15 protein-coding genes and 2 pseudogenes are annotated in these 16,455 nt (G+C 68.1%); 8 read left to right on the top strand and 9 right to left on the bottom strand.

All coding sequences use genetic code 11. From position 1 onward, the window contains the following. Positions 1 to 16: 16 nt before the first annotated feature. From BST44_RS01125 to BST44_RS01110, 4 genes are read left to right on the top strand one after another with little or no spacing between them, the layout of a single operon-like run. The gene (locus tag BST44_RS01125) at positions 17 to 1,279 is read left to right on the top strand and encodes an aromatic ring-hydroxylating oxygenase subunit alpha (RefSeq protein WP_083174464.1); all 1,263 of its coding nucleotides are present in this window, start codon (positions 17 to 19) and stop codon (positions 1,277 to 1,279) included. A gap of 4 nt (positions 1,280 to 1,283) precedes the next feature. Next, positions 1,284 to 1,619, top strand: coding sequence for a hypothetical protein (locus BST44_RS01120; protein ID WP_083174462.1), 336 nt, complete (start codon positions 1,284 to 1,286; stop codon positions 1,617 to 1,619). A gap of 34 nt (positions 1,620 to 1,653) precedes the next feature. Beyond that, complete coding sequence (locus tag BST44_RS01115) at positions 1,654 to 2,499, top strand: TauD/TfdA dioxygenase family protein (RefSeq protein ID WP_083174461.1); 846 nt, start codon at positions 1,654 to 1,656, stop codon at positions 2,497 to 2,499. Positions 2,500 to 2,538: 39 nt separating this feature from the next. Then, entirely contained in the window at positions 2,539 to 2,946 is a 408-nt protein-coding gene (locus BST44_RS01110; RefSeq protein WP_244184698.1) for a hypothetical protein, read from the top strand. Positions 2,947 to 2,960: 14 nt separating this feature from the next. Here the strand turns inward: BST44_RS01110 and BST44_RS01105 are convergent, their stop codons facing one another. The 6 genes and pseudogenes from BST44_RS01105 to BST44_RS01085 form a co-directional block, all read right to left on the bottom strand. Further along, positions 2,961 to 4,460, bottom strand: a complete 1,500-nt coding sequence (locus BST44_RS01105) for a class I adenylate-forming enzyme family protein (protein ID WP_083174457.1) — start codon at positions 4,458 to 4,460, stop codon at positions 2,961 to 2,963. Between the two features lie 49 nt (positions 4,461 to 4,509). Then, the gene (locus tag BST44_RS01100) at positions 4,510 to 5,445 is read right to left on the bottom strand and encodes an acyl-CoA dehydrogenase family protein (protein ID WP_083174455.1); all 936 of its coding nucleotides are present in this window, start codon (positions 5,443 to 5,445) and stop codon (positions 4,510 to 4,512) included. Further along, on the bottom strand, positions 5,442 to 6,599 hold the full coding sequence (locus BST44_RS01095) for an acyl-CoA dehydrogenase family protein (RefSeq protein ID WP_208619705.1): 1,158 nt from the start codon (positions 6,597 to 6,599) through the stop codon (positions 5,442 to 5,444). The genes BST44_RS01100 and BST44_RS01095 overlap by 4 nt, the downstream gene beginning before the upstream one ends. After that, positions 6,596 to 7,009 (bottom strand): annotated as a pseudogene (locus BST44_RS31615) (acyl-CoA dehydrogenase family protein); the annotation flags it as partial. The pseudogene BST44_RS31615 and the gene BST44_RS01095, both read right to left, overlap by 4 nt. A gap of 60 nt (positions 7,010 to 7,069) precedes the next feature. Beyond that, a pseudogene (locus BST44_RS31610) lies at positions 7,070 to 7,693 on the bottom strand (acyl-CoA dehydrogenase family protein); the annotation flags it as partial. Next, on the bottom strand, positions 7,690 to 8,754 hold the full coding sequence (locus BST44_RS01085; protein WP_083174452.1) for an acyl-CoA dehydrogenase family protein: 1,065 nt from the start codon (positions 8,752 to 8,754) through the stop codon (positions 7,690 to 7,692). The pseudogene BST44_RS31610 and the gene BST44_RS01085, both read right to left, overlap by 4 nt. 77 nt (positions 8,755 to 8,831) lie before the next feature. Between BST44_RS01085 and BST44_RS01080 the strand changes: the two genes are divergently transcribed. After that, positions 8,832 to 9,704, top strand: coding sequence for an LLM class flavin-dependent oxidoreductase (locus BST44_RS01080; protein ID WP_083174451.1), 873 nt, complete (start codon positions 8,832 to 8,834; stop codon positions 9,702 to 9,704). Here BST44_RS01080 and BST44_RS01075 read toward each other — a convergent pair. Beyond that, the gene (locus BST44_RS01075) at positions 9,667 to 10,386 is read right to left on the bottom strand and encodes an SDR family oxidoreductase (RefSeq protein ID WP_083174449.1); all 720 of its coding nucleotides are present in this window, start codon (positions 10,384 to 10,386) and stop codon (positions 9,667 to 9,669) included. The genes BST44_RS01080 and BST44_RS01075 overlap by 38 nt on opposite strands. Before the next feature lie 9 nt (positions 10,387 to 10,395). Continuing rightward, positions 10,396 to 11,217, bottom strand: a complete 822-nt coding sequence (locus BST44_RS01070) for a FadR/GntR family transcriptional regulator (RefSeq protein ID WP_083174447.1) — start codon at positions 11,215 to 11,217, stop codon at positions 10,396 to 10,398. Between the two features lie 98 nt (positions 11,218 to 11,315). On the opposite strand from BST44_RS01070, the gene BST44_RS01065 reads away from it, so the two are divergent. Next, the gene (locus BST44_RS01065) at positions 11,316 to 13,700 is read left to right on the top strand and encodes a CaiB/BaiF CoA-transferase family protein (protein ID WP_244184697.1); all 2,385 of its coding nucleotides are present in this window, start codon (positions 11,316 to 11,318) and stop codon (positions 13,698 to 13,700) included. An 18-nt stretch (positions 13,701 to 13,718) separates the two neighbouring features. After that, complete coding sequence (locus BST44_RS01060; RefSeq protein WP_083174446.1) at positions 13,719 to 13,910, top strand: ferredoxin; 192 nt, start codon at positions 13,719 to 13,721, stop codon at positions 13,908 to 13,910. Positions 13,911 to 13,935: 25 nt separating this feature from the next. Here the strand turns inward: BST44_RS01060 and BST44_RS01055 are convergent, their stop codons facing one another. After that, positions 13,936 to 15,174 carry a cytochrome P450 gene (locus BST44_RS01055; RefSeq protein ID WP_083174444.1) on the bottom strand — a complete coding sequence of 413 codons (1,239 nt, stop codon included), beginning with the start codon at positions 15,172 to 15,174 and terminating at the stop codon, positions 13,936 to 13,938. A gap of 151 nt (positions 15,175 to 15,325) precedes the next feature. Here BST44_RS01055 and BST44_RS01050 point away from each other — a divergent pair, with 151 nt between their 5' ends. Then, positions 15,326 to 16,453 carry an aromatic ring-hydroxylating oxygenase subunit alpha gene (locus BST44_RS01050; protein WP_142274313.1) on the top strand — a complete coding sequence of 376 codons (1,128 nt, stop codon included), beginning with the start codon at positions 15,326 to 15,328 and terminating at the stop codon, positions 16,451 to 16,453. Positions 16,454 to 16,455 lie beyond the last annotated feature (2 nt).

The following is a 16,455-nucleotide window of genomic DNA, read 5'->3' as shown; positions in this document are numbered from 1 at the left end:
CGGGCAGGAGGTTGAGATGACGCGGTCGGGCAGGCCCGCGGAGGGTTCCTGGACCGAGCACTATCCGGAACTGGGCACGGCCCCGGTGTCATTCGGCGATTCCACCTCGCCGGTGTTCTACGAACTCGAACGCGAGGCGATCTTCAAGCGCGCCTGGCTCAACGTCGCCAGGGTCGAGGAATTGCCGCGCGTCGGCAGCTACCTCACCAAAGAGATCGAGGTGGTCGGGAGTTCGGTCATTCTGGTGAAGGGTCGAGACGAGCGCATCCGCGCCTTCTACAACGTCTGCCGTCACCGGGGAAACAAGCTGGTGTGGAACGACTTTCCCGCCGAAGAGACCCGAGGCACCTGCCGGCAGTTCACCTGCAAGTACCACGGGTGGCGCTATGACCTCGAGGGCACCTTGACATTCGTGCAGCAGGAGGCGGAATTCTTCGACCTCGCCCCGTCCGAGTACGGACTGCGGCCCGTGCACTGTGACGTCTGGAACGGGTTCGTCTTCATCAACCTCGACGCTGAACCCCGGCAGAGCCTGCGGGAATTCCTCGGGCCCATGGTCACCGGTCTCGACGGCTACCCCTTCGACAAACTGACCGAGCGCTACGCGTGGGTGGCGCACAACAACAGCAACTGGAAGATCTTCGCCGACGCGTTTCAGGAGTACTACCACGTACCTTCCCTGCATCCGCAACAGGTGCCGCCGGACGTGCGCGACGCGAACGCCGGGTTCACCTGTGGGCACTTCCAGCTCGACGGCCCACACCGGCTGGTGTCGACCGCCGGGCGGCGGCGCTGGCTGCTGCCGCCGGAGTACATGTACCCGATCGAGCGCGCCACGCAGAGCGGACTGGTCGGCCCGTGGCGCACACCGGATATCGGTGCGCTACCGGCAGGTGTCAACCCGGGCGGCATCGAGCCCTGGGGCATCAGCAATTTCCAGATCTTCCCCAACATCGAGGTATTGATCTACGGCGGCTGGTATCTGCTCTACCGGTATTGGCCCACCTCGCACAACACGCATCGCTTCGAGGCGTATACGTACTTTCACCCCGCCCGCAACGTGCGCGAACGGATCGAGCACGAGGTGGCGTCGGTGGTGCTCAAGGAGTTTGCCTTGCAGGACGCGGGAATGCTCGGTGGCACGCAGGCAGCCCTCGAATACGGCATCGTCGATGGGTTTCCACTCAACGACCAGGAAATCCTGGTACGGCACCTGCACAAGGTCGTCGTCGACTGGGTCGACGCCTACCGGCGCGAACGCGCCTCGGCGGGAGTGTGACCCGATGACGGATGCCATGCTGCCCACCGCGTTCGCCGAACTCGAGAGCTATGCCCACAAGTGGTGTCTGGCAACCGAAACCGAACGATGGAACGCCCGGCTCGCCAGCACGATGCCCGAGATGCACGAGTTCTACGATGCGTTCTTCCCGCGGCTCGAGGAGGCCATCGAGTACTGCGACAAGTTCCCGCTCGACGACCTGCCCGACGACGCGCTCAACCTGCTGCAGATGATCTATTCGGTGATCATGGTCGCGATGGCGGTGGAGATCATGCACCAACCGGCGCCCGTCAGCGCGGCTGACGCGGTCATGACCCGCACCGTCGAGCCGACGCCCTGAGGGAACCCGGGCGTTGAGTAGGAAGGACAGGTCCATGAGTCTGCTCACCATCACCAAGCTCACCGCGTCCGTCGGCGCGGAAGTCACCGGCCTCGACCCGGCGCGCCTGGGCCCCGACGACCCGATGGGTGCGGCGGTCCTGGATGCGTTGGAGGACAACGGGGTTCTGGTGTTCCGCGGTCTGCGGCTCGACCCGGAGGTCCAGGTCGGTTTCTGTCGTCTGCTGGGCGAGGTCGATCACTCCGCCGACGGCCATCACCCGGTCGCCGGCATCTATCCGATCTCGCTGAACCCGGCCAAGAACTCCTCGGCGGAAATCTTGAAGGCCACGTTCGACTGGCACATCGATGGCTGCACGCCGCTCGACGACGCGTGCCCGCAGAAGGCCACCGTGCTGTCCGCCGTGCACGTCGCCGACTGGGGCGGCGAGACAGAATTCGCTAACTCCTACGCCGCCTATGAGGGACTGACCGACGACGAGAAGCGCCGCTTCGACTCGCTGCGCGTGGTGCACTCCCTGGAGGCATCGCAGCGGCGCGCCCACCCCGACGCCGGTCCGGAGCAGGTGGCCCGCTGGCGGTCCCGGAGCACCCATGAACACCCGTTGGTGTGGACGCACCGCAGCGGCCGCAAGTCGCTGGTGCTGGGCGCGTCGGCCGACTACGTAGTGGGCATGGACCTCGACGAGGGCCGCGCGCTCCTCGACGAACTTCTCGAGCGGGCCACGGGTGCGGGCAAGGTGTACAGCCACAAATGGTCGGTTGGGGACACAGTCATCTGGGACAACCGCGGAGTGCTCCACCGCGCGGCCCCCTACGATCCCGACTCGCAGCGGGAGATGCTGCGCACGACCGTGCTCGGCGACGAACCGATCCGGTAAATCGGTCCGCCGATTGCCCCGCTGTGGCACGGTTGGCATGTGTTGAGAAAAGCGCTGCCTGCCACAGCAATCGTGCTCGGTGTCGGGATCGTCTTGTTGGTGCCGCCGGCCGCCGCGGGCCCGGACAACTACGTGGCCTTCCTGTCGCCGTCGCGCAACATCAGCTGCGAGATCGATTACCAGCGCAGGGGCATCCCCGACTCGGCGTTCTGCTTCAGCATCGTGCCGCCGCAGTCGGTGACTATGGATCCCGCAGGGGCGCTGTCGCGCTGCGCCGGCGAAAGCTGCCTGGCCAACCCGCCGGAGGGCACCCCGACTCTCGGCTATGGCGAGGCGAAGGGCGCCGGCCCGTTCACCTGCCGGTCGGAGACCGCCGGCGTGACGTGCACCGTCGTATCGGGTCGGGGGTTCACGATCTCCAACAGCGGAATCACCGCCGTCGGCTGAGAAGTCCGGCCCCGTCAGCCGCCCCGGGCCTCGATCATCGCCGAGCGATTGACCTTGGTCGCCGCGGTGCGGGGAATCGCGTCGACGAACTCGACGGTTTTGGGCGCCTTGTAGTGGGCCAGCCGGTTTTTCGCGTACTCGACCACGTCGTCTTCGGTGAGCGCCGCGCCGTCGGCCAGCTGCACCACCGCGTGCACCCGGCGGCCCCATTGCGGGTCGGCCAAGCCGATGACGACGACATCGGCGATCCCGGGATGGCCGGCCAAGGCCGATTCCACTTCCGCCGGAAACACGTTCGCGCCGCCGGTGACGATCATGTCGACGCGGCGGTCGACGATGTAGAGGTAGCCGTCCTCGTCCAGGTAGCCGATGTCGCCGGCGGAGCGAAAGCCGTCGTCGGTCGTCGGCAGCGGCGCGGCGCCGCCGACATAGCGGGATCCCGCGCTCATCGGTGCGCGCAGGTAGATCTCGCCGTGCTCCCCGGGGCCAAGCTGTCTCGCGCCGGCGTCGAGAATCCGCACCTCCGTTTCCCGGAAGCCGCGGCCGACACTGCCCGGATGCGCGAGCCACTCGTCGCCGCGCAGGGCGGTGAGCCCAAGGTTCTCCGTCATGCCGTATGCCGACACGACCTGTTCGGGGCTCAAGAGTTCGAACCAGGTGTGCATGAGCGACGGCGGCATCACGGCGGCGCCCTGCAGGATGAACACGATGCTGGACAGGTCGCGCCGCCGGACGTCGGGCCGGGCGGCGATTCGCGCCAGCATCGTGGGCGTGGCCGTGAAGTTGGTGACCCGGAAGCGCTCGATGACATCCAAAGCCAATGCGGAATCGAACTTTTCGAGTATCACCAAATGGTCGCCCGCCAGCAGGAAGAAGAGCGTGGCGAAGCCGTTGGTGTGGTACATCGGCGCGGGCACCATGATGGTCTGCGGCTGAGCGACCGGCGTCCAGTTCGACAGGAACGGCTCGCCGTGCTGGGGGGTCCACAGCGACGGCGCCAGGCTGAGGATCACCTTCGGCACGCCGGTCGACCCGCTGCTGCAGATGCCGTTGACGTTGGGGGAGACGGCCTCCGGCAGGGCATCGGCGGGCTCGCCCGCCGCCTGTTCCTCGAGCCGCCACCGGTTCGCCTCGTTGACGACGACGACGGGATCGATCACTTCGCGTACCCTGTCGCGTTCCCACTCGGGCAGGTCCCAGTGCATGGGGACGGGAACCGCGCCGATCTTCCAGCACCCCAGCGTGGCCAGCACCAGGTGCACCGAGTTGGGGATCGCCAGCGCGACAAGGGAACCGATCTCGGCGCCGTTCGCGGCCAACGCGCGGCCCCATTGGTTGGCGCGGGCGTCGAGCTCACCGAATGTCAGAGACTGCGCGGTGCCGTCCAGGGCGACGACGGTCACCCCGACGTCACCGGGACGCTGCTCGGCGAGCTCTTGAAGCTTGGCCCCGAACGGGATCCCGTCGGCTAACGGGTTGGCCGTCCCCTCGGCCGCGATCGGTTCGGTGCTCATCAGCGCCGCTCCTCCCCATCACTTTGTTCTGCATCGTCGACGGCGCGCGTCATGCCGATACCGGCCCGCTGAACAGTGTCTCGAAGGAGCCGTCCGGGACGCCGGGGATCAGGCGCAACGCGAGCGCCTCGGTACCCAGCGGCAGGCGGATGAGCGGCTGGGTGTGCCGATCCAGCACGCTGACGTCGGACTCATCGCAGAAGCCCAGGGCGCCGAGCAGTTGGTGCGAGGTGCGCAACACCTGCCGCGCGGTGTCGGATGCCTTGAGCCGCAACACGAGTGCGTCCGCCGAACGAATCGCCGTCGGCAGGGATTCCGGACGGCAGACGGTGAATTTGGCCAATTCGTGCAGCCCGCGTACCGCGACGGCGGCCTCGGCGACGGCGAACCTGACGGCCTGGAAATCCGCCAGCGGCTTACCGAACTGGATGCGGGCGCGCACGTGATCGGTGACCACCTGCAGCGCCTGCTGCACCGATCCCAGAATCCGCCATGATCCCAGCACGAGGTGAAGGCTAACGTCGCCGGCCGGAATGCTCCCATCGGGTGCGCCGAGGGCAGCGGGCACCAGGAACGGCCCGAGTTTGGCGGCGGTCCGCGACCCCGGCCGCGGGTGGTACCGGGTGCCGTCCACGTCGGCGGCGACCCAATCACCGGGCAGGTCGCCGTGGTCGATGCGGGGTGCCTCGGGGTTGACCAGGGCCAGGCGGGCGCCGTCGATCGCCAACAACTCTTCGACGAGGGGATAGGGCAACACGGTTGCGCCGGCGGCCCGGCACAGCACGGCGGCGGCCAGCAGGTCATCGGGCGCCGACCGGACATCGAGCTCGAACGCGCCGACCTCACTCAGCGCCGTGCGCGCGGCGTCCCGGACGCCGTCGTCGGTCTCGGCGCGCAACGCCGCCTGTGGCCCGCCCAGCCGGGCCAGCCGCTTGGCGGCGACCGAGGCGAAATCGCTGATGTCTTGTGGCAAATCGGTTTTCACCGGTGTTCTCCCAACACGTCCCGGGCCACCAACATCTTCTGCACTTCGATGGTGCCCGATGCCACGGTGGCCGCCTGTGCGTAACGCCAATGGTCTTCGATCGCCCCGTGCAGTGCCGCCCCGGTGCCGCTGTCCAGCGCGACCGGGCCCAGCACGTCGAAAAGCAGTTCGGCGACCTGCTGGTCGCATGTGGTGGTGGCGATGCGGGCCGCGCTCGCGGCCGCGCCGGCCGCCGGGTCGTCCTGCAGCGATACCGCCCGATAGGCCAGCAGCCGGGCCACCCGCAGATCGACGAGCGCCCGCACCCACCGCGAGCGAAGCGATTCCGGCAGCGCGTCCCAGTCGTCGCCGAGCAGGGCGCGCATCCGCTCGAGCAGCGACTCACACCGCGCGTACCGGGCGATGCCCACCCGCTCGAACGCCAGCGCTTCGCGCATGACGCGCCAGCCGTCGCCGACCTCCCCGAGGACGTCGCCGGGGAACGCCTGCACGTCGTCCAGGAACATCTCGTTGAGGTGGTGCGGTCCCAGCATCGACCCGATCGGCCGGACGGTGAAGCCGGGCCGGTCCATCGGAATCAGAAAAAGGGTGAGTCGCTTGGGTTTCGGGGCCTCGGGGTCGGTGCACGCCGCCAGCACACACCAGGACGCCATCAGCGCGTACGACGTCCACACCTTCTGCCCGGTGATGCGCCAACCGTGCCCGTCCGGTACGGCGCGGGTGCGCAGCGAGGCCAGGTCGGTGCCGGCCTCGGGCTCGGAAAAGCCCTGACACCAGATGACGTCGCCGGCGGCGATGGCAGCCAGGTGCTTGGCCTTCTGTTCGGCCGTTCCGTATCGCATCAGCGCGGGGCCCACCCAGTTGATCCCCATGTACTGGGGACCGCGGGGCTCGTGCTGGGCCCACATCTCCTCCCGCAGCACCGTCTGCTGCCACACCGAACCGCCGCCGCCGCCATGCTCTTTCGGCCAGGCCAGCGCCAGCAGGCCCTCGGCGGCCAGCAGTTTGCAGAACGTCTCGGTGGTGGCGAGATCACGGGGGTTCTCGGTGCAGGCCCCGAGGAACTCGGCGGGAATGTGATGGGCCACCAGCTCGCGCAGGTGGTTTCGCAGCTGCGCGGCGTCGTCGCCGAGGTCGTAATCCATCGTCGTCATCCCTTCGGCAGCCCGAGCAGCCGCTCGGCGATGATGTTGCGCTGGACCTCCGAGGTCCCGCCGTAGATGGTCGCGGCCAGCGCATCCTGGCGTTCGAACAGCAGGTCCGGGTCAGTTGCCGACTGCGTTCCCTCGGCGACAGCGGCGAGCTCCCAAACACGCTGCAAGGTGACCGATCCGAGTAGCTTCATGGTGTCTGCTTCGGGGCTCGGTCGTCCGGCCAGTTCGTTGCCCAGGGAGCGGTACCCGGTGGCCCGCAGCGCTTCCGCGTCCGCGAGCAGGGAACCCAGCTCGGTGCAGATATCCGCCGTCGGCTGCGCCCCGCGTACCGAGTCAAGTCCACGCTTGATCTCGACCCAGTTCATGATCCAGATCATCTGGCGTTCGTGATGCAGGGAGGACAAGGCGACGTTCCAGCCGCCGTGCAATGGTCCCAGCAGGTTTTCCGCGGGCACCTCGACGTCGTCGAGAAAGACCTCACAGAACGTCTCGTCGGAGATCGACGCCATGCGGATGGGCTCGATCCGCACCCCCGGCGAGTGCAGGTCGAGGATGAGGCAGGAAATGCCGCGGTGTTTCGGCGCCTCCGGGTCGGTGCGGGCGTACAGGGTGCACCACCGCGATTCGTGGGCTTGGGTGGTCCAGATCTTGTGACCGTTGACCCGAAACGCGTCGCCGTCGCGCTCGGCGCGCGTGCGCAGGCCGGCGAAATCGGATCCGGCTTCCGGCTCGGACATTCCCAGCGCCCACCATTCGTCACCGCGCAGCAGGGGAGCCAGGAGGCGGTCGATCTGGGCCGGGGTGCCGAATTGGCGGATCCCGGGCGCGGCGACGTTGGGGCCGGCGATGTTGGGCAGCTTGGGCGCCGACCGCAGCGCCGCCTCGATCCGGACCTCCATCGCATCGCGCAGACCCAGCGATCGGCCGCCGTGCTCGCGCGGCCAGGTCGGCTGTATCCATCCGGCCTCGAAGGCCGCTCGCTGGTAGTCGCGCCGCAGCTTCAGGTCCCAGCGGTACTCGCGATAATTCTCGTGATAGTCCCTCGGCAGAAATTCCGTCAGCCACGCGCCGAATTCGTCGACCACCGCAGTCATGCCGCGCCTCCGGCGAAACGGCGGCCCACCTCGTGGTAGAGCGCGCGGCTGTCTCCCAGCATCGCAGCGGCCTGCCAGGCGTGGCGGACGTAGAGGTGGGCGTCGTGCTCCCAGGTCTGCCCGAGCGCGCCGTGCACCTGGACCGCCGTCCTCGCACAATTGGCCGCCGCCTCGCCGGCCGCCGCTTTGGCGAGCGCCGCGGTGGTCCAGGCATCCGGGGTCGCGGTGGCCGGATCGCCCAGCCGGGCGGCCGCGGCGTAGGTGAGGCTGCGGGCGCGCTCCAATCCGACGTAGTTGTCGGCGAGCGCGTGCTTGATCCCCTGGAACGCGCCGATCGGCGTGCCGAACTGGCGACGCGTCTTCGCGTGCTCGACGGCGCGGTGCAAGGCGGCGCTCGCCGTGCCGACCAGGTCGGCGGCCACGGCCACCAGCGGCACCGTCAACGCCGTCTCGACCTCGACGGGTGCGGTGGCCAACGGTTCGGCGTCGACCTCGACGTCCGCCAGCGGATGCGCGGGATCGGTCGATTCGCCCGCGACCACGGTGACGCCGTCACCGCAGCGCGCCACCGCCACCACTGTGCCGTCATCGGAGTGCGCCAGCGTCACGAGTAGCTCCGAGCGGGACAGGTTGGGGACCGCGACCGCTCGTCCGCGCAGCCGTCCCCCGCGCAGCGTCATCGGCACCCCTGGCAGTCGAGATCCCCTGGCGTGCACGGCCAAAGTGGCGACGACACCGCCCGCGATGTCGTCGAGCACCGCGTCGAGGCCCGTGCCCCGCAACGCGCCCGCGGCCAGCCCTATGCTGCTCAGCAGCGGGATCGGCGCTATTGCGAGGCCGGATTCTTCCAGCACCACAGCGAGCTCGACCGGTCCGTAGTCGCCGGCCCCGGGGGCGGCCAGCTCCGTCCAGCCGAGATCGACGACCGTCTTCCACAGCGTGCGCCACCGCTCCGGGTCGGTCATCGCTTGGCGAGCCGAATCCGCCGGGCACTCGGTACGCAGGATGTCACGCACGGTGTCGCGCAGCGACAGCTGCTCCGAATTCAGTGCGACATCCATAAGACCCCTAACATAATAAAAATAGTAAACTAGCGGCCTCGTTCGCAATCGCAGGGAACATACGCATAGGTGGATGCATGGTCGAGTGGTATCTGTTCCTGCCGCAGGTGCGGCTGTCGGCGGCCGACATCGTGGACCGGGCGCGCCATGCCGAGGCCAGCGGCTTCGACGGCATGGCGTTCATCGATCACCTCGAGGCACCGGGCCTGCCCGATGAAAGCATCTGGGAGGCAATGGGCATTGCCAGCTGGGTGGCGGCCAAGACGGAGCGGCTGAGGATCGGCCACCTGGTGCTGTGCGACGCCTTTCGCCACCCCGCCGTGCTGGCCAAACAGGCCGTCACCTTGTCGGATGCGTCGGAGGGCCGATTCGATCTCGGTCTCGGTGCCGGGTCCTGGCCCGCGGAGTTCACCAGATTCGATGTCGGTCAGCAGGATCCGGTGGCCAGGGTCGAGCAACTCGGGCGCCACCTCGACTTGATCAGGCAGTACTGGGGCGACGACGGGCGAACCGGCGGGCCCGCGCAGGCGCCGCGAAGGTCTCATCCGATACCGCTGGTTCTGGGTGGCACCGGTCCGAAGATGATGGAACTCGTTCGCAGCTACGCGGATTGGTGGAATCTGCCGGCGAACCATCTCGACAAATTGCCCAAGCTGGCCCCGGGGGCCGGCACGGCCCGGCTCTCTGTTCAGCAGATGGTCGGCTTCGTCCGGGCGTGCGGCGACTCTGACAAGGTGCGTGAGGTGAGCACGCGGCGGTTCGGCAACCTGGGTTCGGGGCTGGTCTGCGGCGATGCCGACGAACTGATCGCACACTTCGCCGGCCTGGCCGCCCAGCGCGTCGAGCGGTTCTATGTGTGGTTCGCCGACTTCGCCGTCCCCGAGTCCCTGCACGAATTCGGCGAGACGGTGATCAAGGCGTTCGCTGCCGCCGGCGCCGGGCTTCCGTAGGCACCACCGGCGGCCGCGCGAACGGGCCGCGCCGCACCGCGCTGAGTCGGATCTCCGGCAGGTCGACCGACGGGTCGACGGTGTCGAGCCAGGCGACCGCCTCCGCCACGTCGGCCACCTGGATCGCGTACATCTCGAAGGGAACCTCGGAAAGCATGTCGGTTTCGACCGGCCCCGGCGTGACGATGTGGACGCTGATGCCGTCTCGGTCCACTTCCAGCGCCAAGGCCCGTGCGAACGCGTTCATGCCGGCCTTCGACGCCGAGTAGGCGGTCCGGGCCATCATCGGCTCGTGCGCCGCTGACGACGAGATGAACACGAAGCGCGAACCCGGGTGCATCCTCGGCAGCGCCGCGGCGGTCACCACGAAGCACGAGTCCAGGTTGGCCGAGATGATGGTCCGCCATTGCTCGAACGTCTGCTTGCGCGCGTACGTCCCGCCCAGCGTGCCGGCGGCATGGACGACGAGGTCGATGCTCGCCAATGCGCTTGCGGCGGGCGCGAATCCGTTTGGATCGGACGCATCGGCTACCACATGGCGCGCACCGATCTCGTCGGCGGCCGCGCGCAACGGAGCCTCGCGCCGCGCCGCCAGCACCACGTCGTAGCCCAACTCGACCAGCTTGCGACCGCACGCTTTTCCGATCCCGCCGCTGCCGCCGGTGACCAACGCGGTTCTCAAGTCTGCCTCTCAGGGTTGCCGGAAATCCCGCGTCCGCGACAAGGCTTGCGGCGACAGCGCGTGGATTCGTTGATCGTGCCGGCCGGAGAGCACGTAGGTCTGGGTGTCGGCGAGATGGCGGCCGGCGATGCGGCGCGCCCGATCGACGTCCCCCTCGGCGATGGTCTCGGTCAGCTTGACGTGGGTGCTCAGCACCGCGCGGCGTTGGGCCAACGAGGGATAGGTGCCGCGCGCCGCGCTCTCGTCCGCCCACTGTTGTTCGTGGCTGGTCCACAGCGTTTCCAGGCTGCCGACGACCGCGATGATGGTGTGGTTTCCACAGCCGCGGACCACCAGATCATGGAATTCCCGGCCGATTTCGGTGAACAGCCCGCCGTCCTCGATGTTTTCGGCCATGGCGTCGTTGACGCGGTTGAGTTCGGGAACCAAGGTGTCCGCGCGGTCGGGCCGCCGCGCGGCCAGCGCGGCACACGCGGGCTCGAGCTCCTGCAACGCCATGCCGAGGTCGGCAACGGCCACCGACTCGCTCTGCAGCAGGAGCCCGAGCATGTACGCTGCGCTGGATTTGGCCGGCGCGTGCACGACGGCGCCCCCGCGATTGCCCCGCCGGACCGAAACCAGCCCCTCGGTCTCCAGAATCCGCAGCGCTTCGCGCAGGGAAACCAAGCTCACGTTGAACTGTTCGACGAGCACCTCTTGGCGCGGCAAGAGATCGCCGTCGGCGAGCTCGCCGTTGATGATCTGACGGCGCAACTCGTCGGCTACGATTTCTGCGATCCGCGGCGCCGATAATCGGCGACGGGCGTCGCGCCCAATTCCCAAGGCGGTCATCCGATCCTCGTTACGAAGCAACTCGCTGGCTTAGCTATTTTAGCAGTAATGGTATAAATAGCTTCTTCGATCGCGTGTCGATCGGGAGGGCGGGAAGAGTGAGCGAGCGGTCCGACAGCCGGCCCACGCCGCTGGATGACTTGCGCGTCGTCGAGATCAGTGACCGGATAGCCGGCAGCTATTGCGGCAAGCTGCTGGTCGACGCCGGTGCCCGGGTGCGCAAAATCGAGCCTCCACAAGGGGATTGGCTTCGCGGATACTCCGCGACCCAATCACCGGTGCCGGACGAAGAGAGCTCGCCGTTTTTCGCCTACCTCAACGCCGGCAAGCGCAGCGTGACTTACCAGCCGGGCGCCGAGGGCCTCTCCGCGGAACTGGCCGCCGCCGACGTGGTGGTGATCACCGCCGGTCGCGCGCGGGCCGCGGCGCTGGGCGTCGACCCGCGGCGACTGCTGGCCGCCTCTCCGGGCGCGGTCATCGTCACCATCTCCGACTTCGGCTGGACCGGTCCGTACGCCGACCGCGCGGCCAGCGAATTCACCCTGCAAGCCTGGGCGGGCTCGCCGGGCTTTCGCGGCGACCCCGCCGGGCCGCCCATCTCCATCGGCGGCGACCTGGGGGAGTACATGGGCGGCGTGTACGCGGCGTTCGGCGCGCTGGCCGTGCGCCGCCGCGTCGAACGCGGTGGCCACGGTGAGCACCTCGACCTGTCCATGCTCGAGGCGCTGACCGCGATGCAGAGCAGCGAATGGCTGCACTCGCAGCTGCTGCGGGTTCCGCCGATCCGTCGCACCCTGGAAGTGCCGTCGATCGAGCCGGCCAGGGACGGCTACGTCGGCATCACCATGGTCACCGGCCAGCAATGGCTCGACTTCGTCGCGATGGTGGAGTGTCCGCAGCTCGGGGAGATCGAGCAGCTGCGCTTCCAGATCGGCCGGTGGGCCTACCGTGACCTGATCCGCGAGCAGGTCGGCCCGTGGCTGGCGGAGCGAACCGTCGAGGAGATCGTCGAGCTCGGCCAGCTGTTCCGGTTGCCCATCGCGGCGCTGGGCAACGGCTCCACGATCCGGGACATGGAGTACGTGCGCGAGCGTGGGGCGTTCGTCCGCAACCCCGCCGGCTTCCACCAGCCCCGGGCGCCCTGGCTGATGTCGACGTGCGCGCCCGCCCCGCCGCGCGACACTCCCGCTCTCGGGGAGGCGAATGGTGAGAACCCATGGCCGCGAAGCCAATCCGGGCAGGGATCACCGGCACCCGGGCTGCCGTTGGCCGGTGTGCGCATCGTCGACCTGACCGCGTTCTGGGCCGGCCCCGCGGCGACCCACCTGCTCGCCGCCTTCGGTGCCGACGTGGTCAAGGTGGAGTCGATCCAGCGGCCCGACGGCATCCGGTACTCGGGCGGCATGCGCACCGACGTCGACGATTGGTGGGAGTACGGCTGGGTCTTTCACGCCATGAACACCAATAAGCGTTCCGTCACACTGGATTTGGGCTCCGAAGACGGGCGCCGCCTGTTCACCGGGCTGGCCGCGGGCGCCGACGTGGTGATCGAAAACTTCTCACCCCGGGTGATGGACCATTTCGGCCTTACCGCCGACGTGTTACTGGAGGTCAATCCCAGGCTCGTCGTCGCACGGATGCCCGCGTTCGGGCTGGACGGGCCGTGGCGGGACCGGGTCGGATTCGCTCCCACCATGGAGCAGATCGCCGGCCTGGCCTGGGTGACCGGGCTGCCGGAGACTCCTCCGGTCACCCCACGCGGGGCGTGTGATCCGCTGGCCGGCGTCCACGCCGCGTTCGCCGTGCTGGCGGCGCTGAGCTTCGCCGAACGGACCGGGTCCGGGCAGCTGGTCGAGCTGCCGATGCTCGAAACGGTGCTCAACGCCACCGCAATCCAGGCGATCGAGTCCGAGGTCTTCGGGACCACGCTGACCCGGCGGGGCAACCGCGGTCACGGCGATTCGATCCAGAACATCTACCGATGCGCCGGCGACGACGACTGGATTGCGGTCGCCGTGCGCGACGACGGGCAGTGGTATGCCCTGGTCGAGCTGATGGACCGGCCCGCGTGGTGCGGCGAGGAGCTGTCCACGGTGGCCGGACGGCGGCACGGGGCCGACGACGTCGATCGCCGGCTCGCGGAATGGTTCGCCCGCCAGCCCCGTGACGCGACGGTGGAGCGGTTGGCGGCCGCCGGCGTCCCCGCCGCTCCGGTGGTCTCGCCGTCGCTGGTCGTCGAGAATCCCCAACTGCGCCACCGGGGGTTCCTGGAGACACTGCACCACCCGAGCACCGGCGCGGGCCTGTATCCCTGCCCACCGTTCGCCCGGCTGGCCGGACAGGACAAGTGGCTGCTGCGGCCACCGCCGTTGCTGGGGGAGCACAATAAAGACGTACTGCGCGAGCGCTGCGGGCTCACCGACGGCGAACTGACGCGCCTCGCAACCAGCGGGGTGATCGGGACCCGGCCCAAGGGCCTCTAGAGAAGTGGAGGGCATCTGATGCGCGTGACAGTTGACGGAAACCTTTGTGAAGCCAACGGGTTCTGCGAATCGCTGGCGCCGGACGTCTTCGAACTGGGGGACGAGGATGTCGTGCAGATCGCGGACGGTCCCGTGCCGCCGCGGCTGGAGATTGACGTCCGGGCCGCGGTGGACCAGTGCCCCAAGGCCGCGTTGCGGCTGGTCGACTGACACGCCCGGCAAGTCGGGCGACGACTCAGCGCCGCCCGGTCAGCGAGATCGCCATGTCGTCGTAGATCGACATGTTCGTGGTGAGGTTCGGGTGAGCCACCTTGGCCGGGCCGAGGGCGATGTCGTCGCAGCGCAGCAACAGTTCGTCGAACGCCGCACGCAGTTCCGCGCGCGCCAGCATGGCGCCCAGGCAGTGATGCGGTCCGCCGCCCCCGAACGCCACCTGCGGGTTCGGCTCGCGCCCGATGTCGAAGACGAACGGCGAGGAGAAGACCTCCTCGTCGCGGTTCGCCGACCGCAGCATCGACACCACCCGCTCGCCCTTCGCGATGCGTTGCCCGTCCATCTCCACGTCGACTTTCGCGGTGCGCGTCCAATACGCGACCGGTGACGCCCAGCGCAACACCTCCTCGACGGCGCTGGGCCGCAACGCTTCGTGGGCGCGATAGCGTTCGATCTGCTCCGGATTCGCCACGAATGCCTGCAGCCCGATGGCCAGCGCATTCTTGGTGGTGTCGCTGCCGGCGAACGCCAGCACGAAAAAGAAGAACTCGAGTTCGTGAGGGGGCAAGCTGAAGTGATCACCGTCCTCCCCGGTGATCACCGCGGTCGCCAGCGTGCTCCAGATGTCGTCGGTGGGGTTGCGACGTTTCTGCGCGGTGAGTTCCATCGCGTACCCGAAGATGTTGGCGTACAGGTCGGTTTCGTCCTGGCGGCTCAGCTGAGCCTCCGGCGAATTGGCCTTCAATATGCGGTCCAGGCCGTCGAAGATACGGGGCCGGTCGTCCTCCGGTATGCCGATGATGTCGCCGATTACCGCCATCGGCAGGGCGTCGGCGACGTCCTCGATCCAATCGCCGCCACCCTCGGCCAGCAGGCGGTCGATCATGCGCGCGGCCCTGGCCCGGATGCCGTCCTCGAGCTTGGCGATCGCCCGCGGGTTGAACGCGTTCGAGATGAGCTTGCGGCGTTTGTTCAGCGCGGGCGGATCCATGTTGATGATGGTGGGGTACGACGAGAACATCCCGACCGGTTGGATGAGCGGGCCGTCGACCGCTGTGAAGGATTCGACGTCACGGTGCAGCCGCACCGCATGCCGGTGCTTGGTGGTCACCCAGAACTGGCGCTGGACCGTCTTGGCTATGCCGGGGGTCAGCTCGTGACGGAAAAGGGGCCGGCTGCGTCGCAGCTCCGTGAACAGTTCGTCGGGAAACCCGTTGCGCCACAGCGCGAAGTCGGAAAGGTCCACTGCCGCAGCCGTCATCTGTAACCCCGCTCTGTCCGGACGTGTCTGGTGTCGCGTTGACGTTCAATGCTTAAAATAGTAAAAATAGACCTTAGTCGTCGAACCGCGGTGAGTTAAGGGCGGCCCAGTTGCTCGGCTCGCCTTGGTCTGGGCGGGATATGGAGAGCTCGTGACGCATACAATTTCTGATCCGGCGTCGGATTCGGCCGGAGACCCCTCGGAACGCGAGTTCGGGCAGGCCGGCATCGCGCTGTCGACCTACCGGTACCCGACGGGCTGGTTCATCGTTGCCTTCGGCTCCGACCTGGCCGCCGGTCAGGTCAAGCGCGCCCACTACTTCGGCGAGGAACTCGTCATCTTTCGCACCGAGTCGGGCCAGGTGCACGTGATGGACGCCTATTGCCAGCACCTCGGCGCCAACTTGGCCGTCGGTGGCACCGTGGAAGGCGAGAACATCGTCTGCCCCTGGCACGGCTGGCGGTGGCGTGGCGACGGCACCAATGCGCTGATCCCCTACAGCAAAATCGGGTGCAAGAACAACGTCCGCATCCGCACCTACCCGAGCATGGAGTGGTACGGCTTCGTCCTCGCGTGGCACGAGCGTCACGGCCGGGCGCCCTACTGGCAGCCCCCGGTGCTGCCTGAACTCGAAACAGGCGAGTATTACCCGCTGCACCCGCACACCCAGATGCTCAACCGGGTCAAGGTGCACCCGCAGATGATCATCGAGAATGCCGCCGACCCGTACCACGTGCAATACGTGCACAAGGCCGCCAATCCCGCCACGACCGCGTCGTTCGAGGTATCCGGCTACCACCTGCACGCGACCGTCAACGCCCATTTCGGCGGCGGCCGCGCATCGACCTGGCTGACTCCCAACGGGCCGGTCGACGCCAAGATCATCTACGACAACTACTCGCTGGGGCTGGGTGTGGTCCGGTTCCCCAGCGAGTTGGTGGCCACGGTTCAGGTCACGGGGCAGACACCGGTCGACGAGGACTACACCGATTACTTCTATACGCAGGCGTCCGTTCGCGAGCCGGGCGACACGGGTGACGTGCCGTCCGGCCGCGCCGCCAAATTCCTGGCGCTGCAACAAGAAGTGATCAAGCAGGACTTCTTCACCTGGGAGAACATGAAGTACCTGGAGAAGCCGAACCTGGCCCCCGAAGAGGCGCACGACTATGCCGCCCTGCGCCGCTGGGCGCACCGCTTCTACCCGGACACGCGGCCCTCGCCGGCCGACTTCGGCTACACCGCCGACGGCGAGCCCGACCCCGCGGCCGCGAAAGCCTGATC

The organism is Mycobacterium scrofulaceum (assembly GCF_002086735.1).
Classification (GTDB): Bacteria; Actinomycetota; Actinomycetes; order Mycobacteriales; family Mycobacteriaceae; genus Mycobacterium; species Mycobacterium scrofulaceum.
This window is presented reverse-complemented; position numbering and strand designations above follow the sequence as displayed.